This is a genomic window from Nitrosospira sp. Is2, assembly GCF_033095785.1.
In the GTDB taxonomy this organism is placed as follows: Bacteria; Pseudomonadota; Gammaproteobacteria; order Burkholderiales; family Nitrosomonadaceae; genus Nitrosospira.
Genome location: NZ_CP137134.1, coordinates 2,592,005 through 2,608,400, shown reverse-complemented (window position 1 = coordinate 2,608,400; position 16,396 = coordinate 2,592,005). Strand labels below are relative to the sequence as shown.

14 protein-coding genes are annotated in these 16,396 nt (G+C 54.8%); 10 read left to right on the top strand and 4 right to left on the bottom strand.

The genetic code is table 11. From position 1 onward, the window contains the following. The first annotated feature begins 4 nt into the window (after window positions 1–4). The gene (gene tatB, locus R5L00_RS11465; RefSeq protein ID WP_317651790.1) at window positions 5–418 is read left to right on the top strand and encodes a Sec-independent protein translocase protein TatB; all 414 of its coding nucleotides are present in this window, start codon (window positions 5–7) and stop codon (window positions 416–418) included. Window positions 419–745: 327 nt separating this feature from the next. Further along, window positions 746–1,528 (top strand): twin-arginine translocase subunit TatC, encoded by a 783-nt coding sequence (gene tatC / locus R5L00_RS11460; protein WP_317651788.1) that lies wholly within the window; start codon window positions 746–748, stop codon window positions 1,526–1,528. 96 nt (window positions 1,529–1,624) lie between these two features. On the opposite strand, the gene R5L00_RS11455 is transcribed toward tatC, so the two are convergent. After that, window positions 1,625–2,818: a Do family serine endopeptidase gene (locus tag R5L00_RS11455; protein WP_317651787.1), complete on the bottom strand. Its 1,194-nt coding sequence runs from the start codon at window positions 2,816–2,818 to the stop codon at window positions 1,625–1,627. Window positions 2,819–2,874: 56 nt separating this feature from the next. On the opposite strand from R5L00_RS11455, the gene R5L00_RS11450 reads away from it, so the two are divergent. From R5L00_RS11450 to R5L00_RS11425, 6 genes are all read left to right on the top strand, one after another. Continuing rightward, entirely contained in the window at window positions 2,875–3,624 is a 750-nt protein-coding gene (locus R5L00_RS11450; protein WP_317651786.1) for a Nif3-like dinuclear metal center hexameric protein, read from the top strand. 265 nt (window positions 3,625–3,889) lie between these two features. Beyond that, complete coding sequence (locus tag R5L00_RS11445) at window positions 3,890–5,602, top strand: multiheme c-type cytochrome (protein WP_107695109.1); 1,713 nt, start codon at window positions 3,890–3,892, stop codon at window positions 5,600–5,602. 6 nt (window positions 5,603–5,608) lie between these two features. Continuing rightward, a complete protein-coding gene (gene haoB, locus R5L00_RS11440) occupies window positions 5,609–6,709 on the top strand; it encodes a hydroxylamine oxidation protein HaoB (RefSeq protein WP_317651783.1) in 1,101 nt (366 codons plus the stop codon). A 342-nt stretch (window positions 6,710–7,051) separates the two neighbouring features. After that, the gene (gene cycA / locus R5L00_RS11435; protein WP_107695107.1) at window positions 7,052–7,762 is read left to right on the top strand and encodes a cytochrome c-550 CycA; all 711 of its coding nucleotides are present in this window, start codon (window positions 7,052–7,054) and stop codon (window positions 7,760–7,762) included. Further along, on the top strand, window positions 7,762–8,358 hold the full coding sequence (locus R5L00_RS11430) for a NapC/NirT family cytochrome c (protein WP_107695110.1): 597 nt from the start codon (window positions 7,762–7,764) through the stop codon (window positions 8,356–8,358). Before cycA ends, R5L00_RS11430 begins: the two co-directional genes overlap by 1 nt. A gap of 166 nt (window positions 8,359–8,524) precedes the next feature. After that, on the top strand, window positions 8,525–10,072 hold the full coding sequence (locus tag R5L00_RS11425) for a PLP-dependent aminotransferase family protein (protein WP_317651781.1): 1,548 nt from the start codon (window positions 8,525–8,527) through the stop codon (window positions 10,070–10,072). 213 nt (window positions 10,073–10,285) lie between these two features. Here the strand turns inward: R5L00_RS11425 and R5L00_RS11420 are convergent, their stop codons facing one another. The 3 genes from R5L00_RS11420 to R5L00_RS11410 form a co-directional block, all read right to left on the bottom strand. Next, window positions 10,286–11,536: a methane monooxygenase/ammonia monooxygenase subunit B gene (locus tag R5L00_RS11420; RefSeq protein ID WP_317651494.1), complete on the bottom strand. Its 1,251-nt coding sequence runs from the start codon at window positions 11,534–11,536 to the stop codon at window positions 10,286–10,288. Further along, window positions 11,537–12,361 carry a methane monooxygenase/ammonia monooxygenase subunit A gene (locus R5L00_RS11415; RefSeq protein WP_107694664.1) on the bottom strand — a complete coding sequence of 275 codons (825 nt, stop codon included), beginning with the start codon at window positions 12,359–12,361 and terminating at the stop codon, window positions 11,537–11,539. A 237-nt stretch (window positions 12,362–12,598) separates the two neighbouring features. Continuing rightward, window positions 12,599–13,414, bottom strand: a complete 816-nt coding sequence (locus tag R5L00_RS11410) for a methane monooxygenase/ammonia monooxygenase subunit C (protein WP_317650648.1) — start codon at window positions 13,412–13,414, stop codon at window positions 12,599–12,601. A 641-nt stretch (window positions 13,415–14,055) separates the two neighbouring features. Here R5L00_RS11410 and gluQRS point away from each other — a divergent pair. Then, window positions 14,056–14,997, top strand: a complete 942-nt coding sequence (gene gluQRS / locus R5L00_RS11405; RefSeq protein ID WP_317651780.1) for a tRNA glutamyl-Q(34) synthetase GluQRS — start codon at window positions 14,056–14,058, stop codon at window positions 14,995–14,997. A gap of 274 nt (window positions 14,998–15,271) precedes the next feature. After that, complete coding sequence (locus R5L00_RS11400; RefSeq protein ID WP_317651778.1) at window positions 15,272–16,342, top strand: NAD(P)/FAD-dependent oxidoreductase; 1,071 nt, start codon at window positions 15,272–15,274, stop codon at window positions 16,340–16,342. The last annotated feature ends 54 nt before the right edge of the window (window positions 16,343–16,396 follow it).

Below are 16,396 nucleotides of genomic sequence, written 5' to 3'. Positions count from 1 at the left end.
CGAAATGTTCGACATCAGTTTCTCTGAAATTCTCGTTATAGCGGCAGTGGCGCTGATTGTGCTGGGTCCGGAACGGCTTCCTAAAGTGGCCCGTACGCTAGGCCATCTATTGGGGCGAGCGCAACGGTATGCTAATGATGTCAAACATGATATCCAGCGCGAGATGGAACTGGAGGAACTTAAAAAGTGGCAAAATTCGGTGGAAGGCGCGGCGCACACAGTGGAAAGTACCGTACGATCAGAAATCGGTCAGTTTCAGGAAGCAATCCAGGTGACGCCGCAACGGTCCGTGAATGCCGCTTTTGAACCGCCGCATGGAGCCAAAGTGGAGCCGACCCCCGAACCAGATTCTCCCGCCGCGCCGGTTCAGCAGATTACCGAATCGATTCAGTCTAAGCCAGACTCGACACAACCATAATGCGCATGAGCGGCGCTTGATCCGGAAAACTCTCAGTAAGCGCTCTGTGGATTGCTCTCCGCTCCGGGAAACCAAGGCGCACACAAAAAATCATAGCGCTGCATATCAGCTGAATATACAAGCCTGGAAACTGCCAGGGAATGCGCACCTTCCTTACGAACGGCTGCGTTCACAAAAACGGCTGGTATGTCTTGCCGTCCCCGCCCCCGTTCCAGCACCGCTACGCCCGAGGAGAGCTATTCGGATACCGTTTGCCCAGCCATAACCTATACTTCGATAACGTAACCCGGTATAACAGCCGCTCCACTTCCCGGCTGCGTTGACAACATGAGTACCGACGAGACATTCATTTCGCATCTGGTCGAACTCCGCGCCAGATTGATTCGCGTGTGCGCTGGAATCCTGCTGGGATTTCTTCCCTGTGCCTATTATGCACGGGAACTCTATTCTTTATTGGCGCAGCCTCTACTGGAAAAACTGCCGGAAGGGGGACAGATGATCGCAACCGAAGTGGTCACCCCATTTTTCGTGCCCATGAAAGTCGCGATGATGGTCGCTTTCGTGATTACTCTGCCGCACACCCTCTATCAAATCTGGGCTTTTGTCGCTCCGGGATTGTATTCGCATGAAAAACGTCTTGTACTGCCGCTGGTGCTCGCCAGCAGTGTACTGTTTTTTTGTGGCATGTCGTTCGCATACTTTGCCGCCCTGCCCCTAGTATTTGAGTTTATCACCCATTTTGCTCCCCAGGGTGTTGCAGTCATGACCGATATCGGCAGGTATCTCGACTTCGTACTAACGATGTTCATCGCCTTCGGCATCACCTTCGAGGTACCGATATTGGTTGTAATACTGGTGCGAGTGGATATTGTATCGATTGAAAAACTGAAGGAGGTACGTTCCTATGTTCTGGTTGGCGCATTCGTAATTGGCGCGATATTCACCCCCCCGGATGTGGTTTCACAATTCATGCTGGCGGTTCCGCTTTATCTGCTTTATGAAGCTGGAATACTGGTTGCCAGTGTTCTGCAGAAATCCGACAATCGGGAAAGATCGCCGGTTTCTCCACCGGCGCATGAGAAGGATGCGGAGCACGAACTGGAGAAGTGAAGCTGGAGAGAGGAGCGAGAGCTGGTTCCGTCAGACCTGCGACTACACAGGTCTGCTCGGTTTTTTAAGGATGAATTTAGTCAGGCGATCAGAGGATCATTCCATGGCATCCGGATCCATATACTGGTCTTGAGGTGCCGGCTTGGGACGCTTGCCAACGTTGATCTTGATTGGTTTTTCCGCCTGGTTGCGAACAACTGTAATGGTCGCCGCTTTTCCCGGCTCCAATGCCGCAATCAAATTAAGCATGCCGGACGAGTCTATGACGGGCTTGCCGTCTACCGCCACGATGATATCCCCCGGCTTCACGCCGGCTTGGTCGGCAGGCCCGCCCTTAAGTACCCCCGCGATCAGGGCACCGTTCGTGTTGGGACGTTTGAAAGATTCCGCCAGTTCTGGCGTCAGGTCTTGAACTTCTACTCCAATCCATCCGCGGACAACGCCGCCTGTTTGAATAATTTGCTCCATGATCTGCTTGGCAACACTGGTGGTGATCGCAAACCCGATACCGAGCGATCCGCCGGTGCGGGATACAATCGCGGTATTTATGCCGATCAGATTACCCGAGACGTCCACCAGCGCACCGCCGGAATTGCCAGGGTTGATGGCAGCATCGGTCTGAATGAAATTTTCAAACGTATTGATGCCCAGATGAGTCCGCCCTAGCGCACTGATAATCCCCATGGTTACCGTCTGACCCACGCCGAAGGGATTGCCCATGGCGAGCACGATATCGCCTACCTGGGCATTATCGGACTGGCCGAAGGTCATCGTTGGCAGGGATTGCATATCGACCTTTACCACTGCTAGATCGGTCTCGGGATCGGATCCGATAACCCGTGCTTTAGCCTCTCTTCCATCAGAAAGCGCAATCTTGATTTCATCCGCGGCTTCTATAACATGGTGGTTGGTAAGAATGTAACCTTCTGGACTCACAATCACGCCGGAGCCAAGGCTCGATGCTCGCCGGCTCTGCGATTCGAAGCGGTCACCGAAGAAGCGCCGGAACACGGGATCTTCCATCAACGGATGGGAAGATACTTTGATTTCCTTGCTGGTAAAAACGTTTACGACCGATGGCATGGCTTTTTGCGCGGCCGCGCTAAAACTGCCGGATTTGGGAATCGCATCCGATATCGGCGCGGGAGTGACCGCTTCTTTTATGGTGACCATGGTTGCACCGGTAGGCGACTTCCACGGGAGCAGTTCGGGTCGCAGCGTCGAGACAACGAACAGCGCTGCCAGGACTACTGTGGTCGTTTGTGCGAAAATCAGCCAGAGTTTGCGCATTTAATGGATATTGATTTCGATTCTAAATGGTTTTCAGTAATGACAGGTGAATTCTGATGCGATTGAACGAACTCGAAATCTATTTGAATCAACTACTGAATACCGCCCGCTTTCATGATTATTGCCCAAATGGGTTGCAAGTGGAAGGAAGAAATGAGGTGCGCTGTCTTGTAAGCGGTGTTACAGCCTCGCTTGAGCTCTTGGAAGCCGCAGTGGCCGTTAATGCCGACGTCATTCTTGTCCACCATGGTTATTTTTGGCGTGGCGAAGACCCGTGCCTGATTGGAATGAAGCGCCGCCGTATCGCTTTTCTAGTGAAGCACAACATGGGCTTGCTTTCCTATCACTTGCCGCTCGATGCCCACCCCGAATTCGGCAATAACATCCAGCTGGCCCATCGGCTGGGCTTCGTTGAAACAGGCCGTTTTGGCGAGCAAAACATTGCAATGCTTGGAACCCTTCAGTCAGGAGCGTTGAATTTGAAAGCTCTGCAAGTAACCATTGAACGCACGCTGGGCAGGAAGCCTCTGGTAATCGGGAATGAGGCGAAGCCAGTACAGCGGATGGCCTGGTGCACCGGCGCCGCTCAAAGTTATTTTGAAGAAGCGATCCAACTGGGTGTGGACGCGTTTGTCACCGGGGAAATTTCCGAGAGGACCGTCCATACAGCCCGTGAATCGGGTGTGGCATTTATCTCGGCCGGCCATCACGCTACCGAGCGGTACGGGGTTCAGGCGTTAGGCGAGCATATATCGCAAAAATTTGGAATTGCTCACCAGTTTATCGATATCGATAGTCCGGTATGAGATATTCAAGGAACGGCTGAAGCCCGCGGGTGGTACCAGCAAGAGTCTTGATACTGGTGCTACCGGTTTACATAAACCAGCGATACAGTGTGGTTATATAAAAATTATAAAAGAGCATGTTGGTCAGGAAACGAGAAGCAGAGCGGCCCGCGGATGTTCGAGGTCGTGTTACTTTGCCGTGTTGTTGTAGGTGGCCGGGTTTTCTGACCCGCGAGTTAGTTTTAATATCTGACAAAAAATTACTACGGAAGATAGGAGAGAAGAGATGGCATCGAAGCCTTGGCTGAGGGTGGTTACGCTGGCATGTGGAGCGCTGTTGAGCGCGACTGCATGGGCTAACTTTCCCAGCGTACCCAAAGAGACATACAAAGCGCTGAATCTGGAGCAATCGGCCTCGCCCAAGGAATTGCATGAAGCGCTGGTCAAGCGCTACAAGGATCCTGCGCAAGGTGCTGGACGCGGGACCCTTGCCAAATACTGGGAGCCGATTCCGATGAGCATGTATTTTGACCCGGCCTCGTTCTACAAGCCGCCGACCTCCATGAAAGAAGTGGCGGGTCGGGACGAATGCGTCAAATGCCACACAGACGAATCGCCGGTATGGGTGAGCGCCTGGAAGAAGAGCACGCACGCCAATCTGGACAAGGTCAGGAACTTAAAGCCTGAAGACCCCACCTTCTACAAGAAAGCCAAGCTGGAAGAAGTCGAGAAGAACCTTCGCTCGATGAACCGGCTGGGCGCCAACGAGAAGCTCAAGGAAGTAGGCTGCATCGACTGCCACGTTGACATCAACGCCAAGGGCAAGGCCGACCACATGAAAGACCTGCGCATGCCCACGGCGGACGTATGCGGCGTGTGTCACCTGGCCGAATTTGCCGAACGCGAATCCGAGCGCGACACCTTGATCTGGCCGAACAACCAATGGCCGCAGGGACGTCCCTCGCACGCACTGGATTGGAAAGCCAACGTAGAAGTTGCCGTGTTTGCCGCCATGCCCCAGCGTGAGATAGCCGAAGGCTGCAGCATGTGCCACACCAACCAGAACAAGTGCGACTCCTGCCACACCCGTCACGAATTCTCAGCGGCCGAATCACGCAAACCGGAAGCTTGTGCCACCTGCCACAGCGGGGTTGACCACAACAACTGGGAAGCCTACTCCATGAGCAAGCACGGCAAGATCGTCTCGATGATGGGCGACAAGTGGAACTGGAGTGCACCGCTGAAGGACGCCTACAGCAAAGGCGGTCAGACTGCCCCGACCTGTGCTGGCTGCCACTTTGAATACGAAGGCAAATACAGCCACAACGTGGTTCGCAAGATCCGCTGGGCCAACTACCCGGCTGTTCCTGGCATCGCCGAGAACATCACCAGCGAATGGTCGGAAGCGCGCCTTGACTCCTGGGTCAAGACCTGCACCTCCTGCCATTCCGAGCGCTTTGCCCGCTCCTATCTTGAATTCATGGACAAAGGCACCTTGCACGGCCTAGCCAAATACAAGGAAGCGCACGAAGTCGCCGAGAAGCTCTACAAGGAAGGCATGCTGACCGGACAGAAGACCAACCGTCCGTTGCCGCTGCCGCCTGACAAAGAAATGTTTGCCGGCTTCACTCAGCTCTACTGGTCCAAGGACAACAACCCTGCGGCCATCGAACTGAAAGCGCTGGAAATGGGAGAGAACGACCTGCCCAAGCTTCACGTAGGACTGGCGCACGTCAACCCGGGCGGCTGGACCTATACCGAAGGCTGGGGTCCCATGAACCGCGCCTACGTCGAAATCATGGACGAGAACACCAAGATACGCGAAATGGCAGCCCTGCAGGCCCGGGTAGCCAAGATGGAATCGGGTCGCCGTGCGGGTCTTCTGGACTTGAACAGCAAGGATGACAAGATCTCCCTGGGCGGTCTTGGCGGCGGCATGCTGCTTGCGGGCACCCTGGCGCTGGCAGGCTGGCGCCGGCGCGAAAGAAGCGAGCGCTAATCCAGCTTGACATCTGCAACTACCAGCCGCGCCCTCACCCCGGCGCGGCGCAACAACCGACTCCTCCCCTCACTGGGCATCCTCCTGGTGGCGGGAGGAATTCTTTTGCTCGCCTGGTTTGCCTGGCTCTGGTTCAACCCCGGCCCCGCACCCTACCGCTACCAGCTGGTGGAAGAAGGCAGCGTGGACAAATTCAGCAAGCTCGGACTTGAACCCTGGCCCGATCTCACCATCGCCAAATACGAAGTCTTTGCCGAGGAGATCGAAAAGCCCCTGGCCTCTGGCCACACCGCCCGGCGCGGCCAGACACCGCCCGTGCGCATCGACTGGGAGAACCACACCAGCGAACTCGTTGCCTCCGTTGACGGCAAACTCGGTGAACTGACCACCCTGGCTGCCGCCATCGACAAATACGCAGCCAAGGACGCACTGATCCTCGGCTGGTGGGACACCTCGCGCCAGATCAAGCTCCTGGCCGGGCGCGACACCCTCTTCACCACCCATGTGGGGCAGCCCCTGATCATTCCCACCCCCTGGCGCAACCGTGAAGAATCCATCCGCAAATACGAAGACCAGTTCTGGGGCGCACCCGCAACCGAGGAAGAGCGGCGCAAATTCGAGCGCTTCACCGACGCCCTCCTTGCAGAGCCCGAGCAGGGCGCTGCCATCCTGCGCGAACTTGCAGGCGGGCGCGAAGCCTATATTGCGCTCCACGTCACCGACCTGTACAAGCTCGGGCTGATGCGGCCCGACCAGTTTGACATCACCTACAAGAACTTCCCCATGGAAGGCAACATGCACGGCCTGATCGGCTATCTCAAGAACTGGATGCAGGAAAACAACTTCACCACCTACACCCTGCAATCGATCTCCGACAAGATGGTGCGGGGCTACTTCCTGCGCACGGACAAGAACAGCAACAGCCTGATTGCCCAGATGCTCCCCTTCACCAATTCCACCCCGCTTGACCTGAAACCCGTGCAGCTCATCTACCAGCAGGGCGGCTACTGGGTCTACCAGATCCCATCCGCTGCTCCTGCTGCTGCTCCTGCCCCTGCCTCAACCCCTGCCCCGGTTCCCGCCCCCGCTCCTGCCGAGGGCACCTGATCTCCCGCCGTGCTCCTGCGTAATGGAAGGCGACGGGTTTATTTAAAAGAAACATGAGACGCCAGACCGCAACGCGGTCTGGGCGTCCTCTCCGCTGCCTGATCCCCGCTGCGGGGGGTCTCAGGCAACGCTTCGAAGCGTGACCATGCAACGGCCGTAAGCGCCTATAATGTAGAGTACTGATACTGCCAAGGTCCGCAGTGCCGGTACCAGTGGTACCAGAAAGAGTCATGGTACTGGTGCTACCCGTTTGCATAAACCGGAGATACAGTTATGGTCAAAATAGAAGATTCATAAAACCCAACGGATACAATTGTCTTCGAAAGAAAAAAAGGAGAGATCATGAGCCATCGCATGACATTCGCACTTGCCGCCGCAGCCCTGTTTGCGGTGATATCCGGGAGTGCGGCCGCGCAATCGTTTGAGGGCCGCAAGAAATGCAGTTCCTGTCACAAGAGCCAGGCTGAATCCTGGGGAGACACGGCGCACGCCAAGGCCATGGAATCGTTAAAGCCCGGCACCAAGGAGGAGGCCAAGAAAAAGGCCAAGCTCGATCCTAAAAAGGATTACACCAAGGACAAGGATTGCGTAGGCTGCCATGTTGACGGCTGGGGCAAGGAAGGCGGCTACACGGTTGATGACCCCAACAAGTTCCTGACCGGCGTGGGCTGCGAATCGTGCCATGGACCGGGATCGAAGTACCGGGGCATGCACCGCAAATCGGGTGCGGCCTATGAGAAATCGAAGAAGACCGCCCCGCGCTCATCGCTGGCCGATGCCGGACAGGACTTTGCCTTTGAAGAGAGCTGCAATGCCTGCCACATGAACTATGAAGGCTCGCCCTGGAAGGGTGTCAAGAAGCCCTACACCCCCTATCACCCGGGTGTGGACAAGAAATACACCTTCAACTTTGACAAATACGTAAAGGACGTCAAGGCCATGCACGAGCACTACAAACTGGACGGCGTCTTCGAGGGAGATCCCAAGTTCAAGTACCATGACGACTTCCAGTCCAAGGCCAAGGTTGGCAAGAAGACCGAGGTAGACGACTGATGGGAATCAAGGCAGGCGGCTCCCTGCTCACAGGCGCGCTGCTGGGGATTGTGATGGTGGCGGTGGTATTCGGCGGCGAGGCCGCCGTCTCCACCACTGAATTCTGCACCAGCTGTCATTCCATGACCTATCCTCATGATGAGTTGAAGAATTCATCGCACTATGGGGCACTGGGCGCCAACCCCGGCTGCAAGGACTGTCACATCCCGCAGGGCTTCAAGAACTTCCACCTGGCCGTGGCCACGCACGTGGTCGACGGTGCGCGCGAGCTGTACCTGGAATTTGCCAACGACTATTCCACGCTGGAGAAATTCAACGAGCGCAGGCTGATCATGGCGCACGATGCGCGCATGAACCTGAAGAAATGGGACAGCAACACCTGCCGGGAATGTCACAAGAATCCCCAGCCCCCGGGAGCTGATGCCAAGGCTGCGCACAAGAAGATGGAAACCGAGGGCGCCACCTGCATCGACTGCCATCAGAACCTGGTGCACAAGGAAGCCCCGGAGACCGACCTCAACGAGAGCAAAAAGCAGGGCAAGATGGTCCTCAAACCCGAGAAAAAGGATGAGGACGATGACGAGGATGAGGAGTAAGTCGCATTTTCGGCACATAATGAGGTAAACCCCGTCCGTCCTTGACGGATGGGGAGCAGTTGCATCAACGTCGGCGACGGGTTTACGTTACCCCGCTAAATAAGCCAAAATCAGATGCTTATCTGAAACCGCAATCCAGCGCACAAATGTGCCGCCAAGAAAGCATATGGCAATCCCAATTGAGCTTGATCACGCCAGTCGCCAGTCACTCCAAGGGCAAATCTTTGAACAATTACGCCATCTCATCCTTGGCGGAAGGCTAAAGCCGGGCACGCTTGTCCCAGCGAGCCGCGTACTGGCTGAACAACTCGGCATTTCCAGAAATACGGTACTGCTTGTCTATGATCGCCTGATAGCAGAAGGCTACCTCCAGGCTCGAAAGGCGATCGGAACGTACGTAAACCTGGAGCTGCCGGAAACCTGCCTCGCCGCAACCCGCAGAATAGCTACTTCCGCTTCTACTCATACTGAGACGGCGAAACGTCCGATGATTCCTTTTGTGGGTCCGACGCCGGCAAAAAAAAACACGCAGCACCTCGACTTTGATTTCTATCCCGATCGGATTGATCTTGATTTATTCCCGCTTAAAATATGGCGCCGGTTTATTAACCGGACGTTCACGTCAACGATTACGCATTTTACCGAGTGCTGCGATCCTGGCGGACTGCCGCAGTTGCGAGAAGTCATTGCCGACCATCTTGGAATAGCCAGGGGAATCAGCGTATCCGCTGACCAGATCATTATTACAGGGGGGTCCCAGGAAGGTCTTAACCTGGCAGCGCGGTTGCTGGTAAAGGACGGGACACTGGTTGCTACGGAGGATCCTTGCTACCAAGGGGCCGCCTCTCTTTTCGAAAGCTATTATGCGAGATTGATTCCGATACCTGTTGATGAGGATGGTTTGGATGTTGAGCAGCTGCCGAAGGATGGGGTGACACTCATCTATGTCACTCCTTCTCACCAATACCCTCTCGGGTTCACCTTGCCAATGGAGCGGCGCCTGAAGCTGTTGGATTGGGCTCGTCGTTGTGGGGCTTATATCATCGAGGATGATTACGACTCTGATTTTCGATACCGGGGGTCACCTTTGACGGCCCTGATGGGACTTGACGATCACGGTTGCGTAATGTATTTGGGGACTTTTTCGAAATCCATGGGAGCCGGGCTTCGGCTGGGGTATCTCGTTGTGCCTAAGGCACTCATCCCCGCCGCACGTTCGGCCAAGGCATTGCTCAACAACGGCCACGCTTGGCTGGATCAGGCGACGATGGCAGAATTCATCCGAAGCGGTGCGTATGGTAATCATCTGAGGCGCATGCGCAATATTTACTCGAAGCGGCATGACTGCCTCATAGACGCTCTTCGCGAGCATTTCGGGCCAGTTCAGCTTTCCGGGCTGGAAAGCGGTTTACATCTTGCGTGGCACCTACCCCACAATTATCCGGATGCATCCGAACTTCAGACCCTTGCGTTGCGGCAAGGGGTTGGGATTTACTCGATCGGATCTGGAACAACGTCCGATTTCGGAAAAGGCAGTTATAGCACACGTACCGTTGTGCTAGGTTTTTCGTCGCTCAATGAATACCAGATTCGAGCGGGTATAAGGCGGCTCGCCCACGCCTTTACAGATCTTCCGGTGGAATCCGTCCGGTCCGGACTTGGCGCCCACGCCGGGCTATCCTCGTCCCTTCACTACAAAAACACCGGGTATTAGCTCGTATTCTCGAGCTGCGTAGAAACGGTTGGCTCGTCATGCACCTTGAATCCGTGCACTTCCCTCTTCCCTGATTTTCGGAACGTCCGGCTATCGTGCATCTCCGTTTAATGGAAGATAAGCAAAAAAAAACACCGATCCACCTTTCCGTCTGTTGACGGCGGCGGACCGGTGTTTTGAGGAACCTTTCGTCTACAGGTTCCTCAGGTTTGCTTAGAGCTTGGTGAAGACCGGTATGACTGCACCGGCTATGCTGTTGATGTTGCGATCGCCAGCATCGTTCCAGGTCATGAGCAATCCGCCAAACCGGCTTTCCGGGTCACCCAGGAGCGCCATCAGCCGTTGTACTTCCCACAGCGCATCTTTCGCTTCCATCTTGACTTCGCGTGTCTCGCCCGGTTGGAGCGGGGCGTCGTTGTCAAACGAGAGTCCGGTGGCAACCAGTTCCTTCGGATAGTTGCGGTCCAGATGCTTCAGGCCCACCTTGTTGATGAAGCGCACACCCGCCGTGGTGAACTCGCCGATGCGATAGGCCGTATCCCCGCTGTTGGTCACAGACATCGTCACCCGCAGTGCACGCCCAGGTACGTCATAGTTGGCGTGGGTCACTTTGATGGCGATGGGGTTGGGTTTCACCGGCAACGGCTGAACCTTGGACTCACCCGCCTGGATCGGCACGGTGTAGGGATGCTTGGTCTCGGTGTAACGATACCCGCCCCATACGATGCCAAAGGTCAGGATGAGGATGATCCACGCCATCTTCTTGTCCATGGGATCGAGCAGAAGCTCGTCGCCATAGGCCAGCAGTACGCGCGAACGCGGCAGGAACATGGGCCGCGCAACGTAGTAGCCGATCCAGAAACAGCCAAGACCCAGCCACAGCAAATGCCAGAAGATGCCGTTGCTGAAGTTGAAGGTCTCGGTGTCAATGGTCTCGCCCGTCAGCAGTTTGATCGGGTTGGTGAAGTCATCCCAGCTGCCGGTGATGTTCATCCAGGCGGCAGGGCCTGCAATCGGGCCTGCATCCTTGATGTTGACCATGGCATGCATGTGATGGCGTCCCGGAATCCGCGCTTTGAGTTTGGCTTCAAACGCGTAGTCGCGGCCGATCTCAAGCGGACCCGAGATCATGGTCGGCTCACCGTTCAACTTGGTGCTAAGCCGTACGAACACCGGGCTGGGGCTGCCTACGTTGAAGAAGGCGCGTCCAGGTTTGCCAACGGCCCGCGGCCAGTCTTCGGCAAGGTGGAATTTGCCGGTCATGGATGCAAGATCGTTGACCTTGGTGGTCTCAGGCTGCCATTTCATGTCGTACCACTGGATGGTACGCATGCGCAGGAATGGCTCCTGCGAGCGTTCACCATGCGCTGCCGCAGGCTGGATGTCGAGCATCAGGCCCATGGCCAGCGCGGCTGCGCCGCACAGGCCCAATACGCCCTGTTTGATGAGGTGTTTTGTGTTCATTTATTTGATCCCCTCGGGAAAGCCTTCTTCGCCAAATGCGGTGACGTCGTTCTTCATGCTGACGCGGCCACGGGCGCCTTTTACGTAGTAGAAGGCGGTGCAGTAGACTTTGCCAAAATACCACCACACGCAGAACATGAGCATGGAGACGAACGCGGAGAAGAATGCGGCAATAACCGTGGTGTGGCCGCCAAACGTTCGCAGCGAGCCTTGTTCGATCAGGCGCACGTACTCAGGCGTGCCGGTGCGTACATACAGGAAGCCGGTGTAATCGGCTAACGACAGCAGTACGCCTTCAGCCACGAGCGGCAGGTGGGTGGGGCCAAATATCGGCCAGTTGCCCGGGTAGAACAAAAGACCAAATGCGCCGCCGCCAATCAGGGCTGTCACCATCCAGTTGCGCGTGAGCAGCAAGACGGTGTCCATGACCAGCGCTCCAGGTATCATGGTGGAGGGGAATACAAAGTTGATGGGGTAGTGTGACCACCAGTAGAAGCCCCAGTAGCGGGTCAGCCATTCGCCAACCAGCAGGCAGACGATGCATAGCGTGGCCCCAAAGGGCAGTCTGTAGTTGACCCACAGGTAGTACATGATGGCGGCACAGTAGGTGATGCCCACGATCGGTGTTACCACCGGCCACCATTGACGATCCTTCCAGTCCAGCCAGAAGTCCCAGTCGCCTGCCAGCAGCATAAAGTGCATGTGGTAGGTTCCAACCAGCAGTATGCATAGAATCGGGAAATATACCGCGTCTATCATCCTGGACATCTTTACTGCTTCCGGCGGCATCTTGGCCGCCTTTAGTATTTCATCTGTTCTGCTCATCGCGCCCTCCCCTCAAATAATCTATAAATCTTTAAACAGAATGTTGTGCTGCCGTGCTGCTGTCTTGCCTGCGGCCTCTACCCGGGTGCCTTCCCCTTCGTTCGTCTCTGGCTGCCCGTGCAGCGCTGGCACTAGGATCCTGCCAGTGCCTGGCCGCTGTCGCTGCGGCCGCTCCTCTCCCGGTGTTCCGGGGCGGGGGGCGGCCGCAGCAGGACTTTCAATCAGCCTCTTAACCGATTAAGGTACGATCCGGTTGTTGAGGATGACTTTGCTCTGTCCGTTCCAGACAACATCGGTCAGGTTGGAGTAGCGGGTGATGATTTGTGCTGCAATGCCACCGGAAAACAGTCCTGCCCAGCCCAGAATCACGAAGCCCCAATGCAGCGGTGCGCTGAAGAGTTCTTCCATGAACCAGAAGGCATGGCCCCATTCGTTCAGGCCTACGTTCGGCAGAATCATGAGCGGACCAGCAATGGCCATGACCAGCGGGAACGAGGTGCCGCGGGAGTACAGCGGCAGACGGGTCATGGCATACAGGTAGCTTGCCACGCCGCAGACGATGTACATCGGGAAGGAGCCGTAGAATACAACCACATGGCTCGGGGTGAAGCTCGTGTCGCGAATGATGACCTGGTGCCAGGATGCGTCTTGCTCGGTGAAGAAGCTGCCGCCCCAGTAAACGCCAAACAGGTAGACGCCCAGCCACATCATCCAGTAGAAGTAACGCTTGATTTCAAGTTTCGGATCAAGATTGTCCAGTTGTGCCTGGGTGTCGCGGGTCTTCCAGATCCAGCCCCAGGTAACCAGTGCAAACAGCGGCATGACGATCATGTGTACGCGCCATAATCCCATCCAGACTTTCTCAAACTCGGGTTCCATCGAGTCCATCCCGTGCGAATAGGCAAAGGTCCGCTGATACCAGACCCAGAATATCGCCACCGCCAGCATGGTGATGAGCCCAAATTTGTACCACCTTGAGTCGTACCACAGCGACATGTCGTAATCGCGTCCTCCCGACTTCGCCGTGCTCGACGTTTCATAGGTTGTTGCCATTTTAATTTCTCCTGTTGCGTTGATGATCGAGTACTACTTCTTCCTCAGGAAGCGCCCCCTTCCCCTTCTTCCTCCCAGGGCTGTGGCGCTTCCCCTTTCCTCTTTCCTAATACTGAACCATTACCAATTTAACAACACTAAAATACTGATATCCCCGAAATACCCCTTGAAATACCAATATCAATACCAATGTTACATATACTTTACATACCCACAACCCTGTAAAGACTATCCGCGAAGATCAACCAAGTCAAGCAGTTTGTCAGCACTACAATACTCAGCAATATCCCCGCATCCCCTGACGAAAAGAGCGCCTAATGGCTCAGCCGCGTCCGGTTTCTGCAAATTGCTATACTCAGGGCCTGCCTGAGGAGCGAAGTTATTTTAGTATGAATCCATTTTATAAAAAAGGTTATATTGAAATTATTTCGCCTGGGAAGAGCGATAATTGACCACCGCACTTTTTAGCTCGCGTTTTTTAATGCTTCAGTTACTCACTGCGACTGGTGCATTTGCCTGTCCGTTCAAATGATCGCTTTAGGAAAAAGAGTTGCATTCTGGCAGCCGCGGTCGCGGGACCGCATCTCTACAGAAGCGGCAACTCAGCAAATCAAATTGCGTATGAATTAGAACTAAGTGCAATGTCCCATCCATCTCTTAACCGCCGCTCCGGATTGTCCCCAACGATGTGCCCTGTTTATCGCGGGAGGTTCGCTCCGTCTCCCTCCGGGCCGCTACATCTGGGTTCCCTCGTCGCTGCTGTAGGAAGTTATGTCGAGGCAAGAATCCATAATGGCCAATGGCTGCTCAGGATAGAGAATCTGGATCCGTTGCGTGAGGTTCCCGGCGCATCAGCAGATATCTTGAAAGTACTCGAAGCGCTGGGAATGGAATGGGATAGTTCAGTTGTTTATCAAAGCGAGCGTGGCGAAGCTTATCGGGCAGCCCTCGGTAGACTTGAAAGAAAGCATTTGATTTATCCCTGCAGCTGTAGCCGGAAAGAAATTCTGGATTCAACAATAAGAGGCATAGAAGGCCCGGTGTATCCGGGCACTTGCCAACAACCCGCCCGTCCCCGAATATCTCCGGCAGCAGCGTGGCGAATCCGGACTGATAGCAAGCCAATCGAATTCACCGATGCATTGCAAGGCCGGGTCCGCCAACAGCTACAACAGGATATCGGCGATTTCGTCCTGCGCCGCTCTGACGGAATCTTCGCCTATCAATTTGCGGTCGTGGTGGACGACGCGGAGCAAGGGGTTACTCACGTTGTTCGCGGCGAAGATTTGCTGAATTCCACTCCTCGCCAGATTTATCTGCAACAATTGCTCGATTATCCAACCCCTTACTATTTTCATCTTCCGGTTGTGGTGAATGCAAGGGGTGAGAAATTAAGCAAACAGACCCGTGCTGCACCGATTAATGCTTCTAATCCTATCCCGCAACTGATAATGGTATTACGGCTCCTGGGGCAGACTCCTCCTTCGGAATTGATCGACGGTGACATCGCGTCATTTTGGAAGTGGACAATGGAGAACTGGCAGCAAGAGTGGATCCCTCGAAAAATCTTGCAGGCCCCTTAGCGATCCAAAGGCATGGAATCAAAACCACATCTTTCAAAACATTCATGTACGCTGCTGCCAGCGATTGTTATGATCTGGGTAGAACGCAGCGTTGTGTGCACCATGCAGCTGCGGTTATGTTAAGTCCCGAGCCGGAGAGGATTAATGGCCGACTATAGAACCACGCCGCATTCACAAAGGAGGAATCGTGCCTTTTCTGCCGTTTTATATCCCTGGGCATAAGCGGCTCAAAATAATAATTGCGGGTGGCGGCTATGCCGGCATCGCGGCGTTAGTGACCTTGTTGCGGCATATGCCAGATGCGTGTATTACGATTGTCGACCCATCAACACACCACATCAAGATCACCCATCTTCACGAGACGTTTAGATATCCCTTGGAAGACTTTTTGATTCCCTTTTCTACATTAGAAGACCGCTTTGGCTGCCGCCATATTCGCGCCGAATTCATTGCTGAAGAAGACGTACTCCAACAATGCCAGAATGATGGGTTCATCACTATTAACGATGAGATACTCGAATTTGATTACTTGCTGATCGCTTCGGGCGCCCCTATTGCGGAAATGGTTAAATCTCAGAACGTTTTGGACTTGTACGACTTCTTTTCCACTCCTGGATCCCGCTTGTTGGAATCACGACTCGGTGAGCTCGACACGCGCGAGCGGTTCATCTCGGTGGTTGGCGGAGGCGCCACCGGGATTCAATTCTTATTCGAAATGGCCGATTTCCTCCGAAGGCAGCACACGGGATGCAAGTTGCGCTTAATCCATGGAGACGAGCGCGTGCTCAAGCAGTTTCCAGCCGGGTTTTCGACTCATACCGAGGCGCGCATGTCTGATCTGGATATCGAGTTCTATCCCAATACCCGTTATCGCGAGCAACTGGCAGATGAGATCCTCTTAGACGAACCGGACACGGGCCGGCAATTTGCCCTGCCTTCCGTGATCTCGCTCCTGTTCCTCGGCAAGACGCTCAAGATGCCGTTTTCGGCTAATGTTTTTGGGCAGGTTGTGATTCACCAGAAGCCCCTGCAGAATATCTTCACCGCCGGCGATTGTTCTTTCTACAATTCATTTGGCTCCAATTCCATGACCGCCCAATCCGCGGTACGCAAAGGAATGCTTGCAGCAAGGAATATTTTGCGTAACTCGGGTACTTTTAAACTGCTTGAACCTTATTTTCACCGCGATTTAGGTTACGTCGTCAGTCTGGGACCAGCAGACGCGGTAGGATGGTTGGCGCTGGAGGGGAATGTGGTGAGTGGTATTCCCGCAATGGTGATCAAGGAAATAGTGGAAGCACAATATGATTTACTACTGACGGGAATAGATACCTACTTCGCATGAGAAGTGCGGACACGCATTTCCAGTGTCAAGGAGCAGAATTCCTGATTGTGCGAG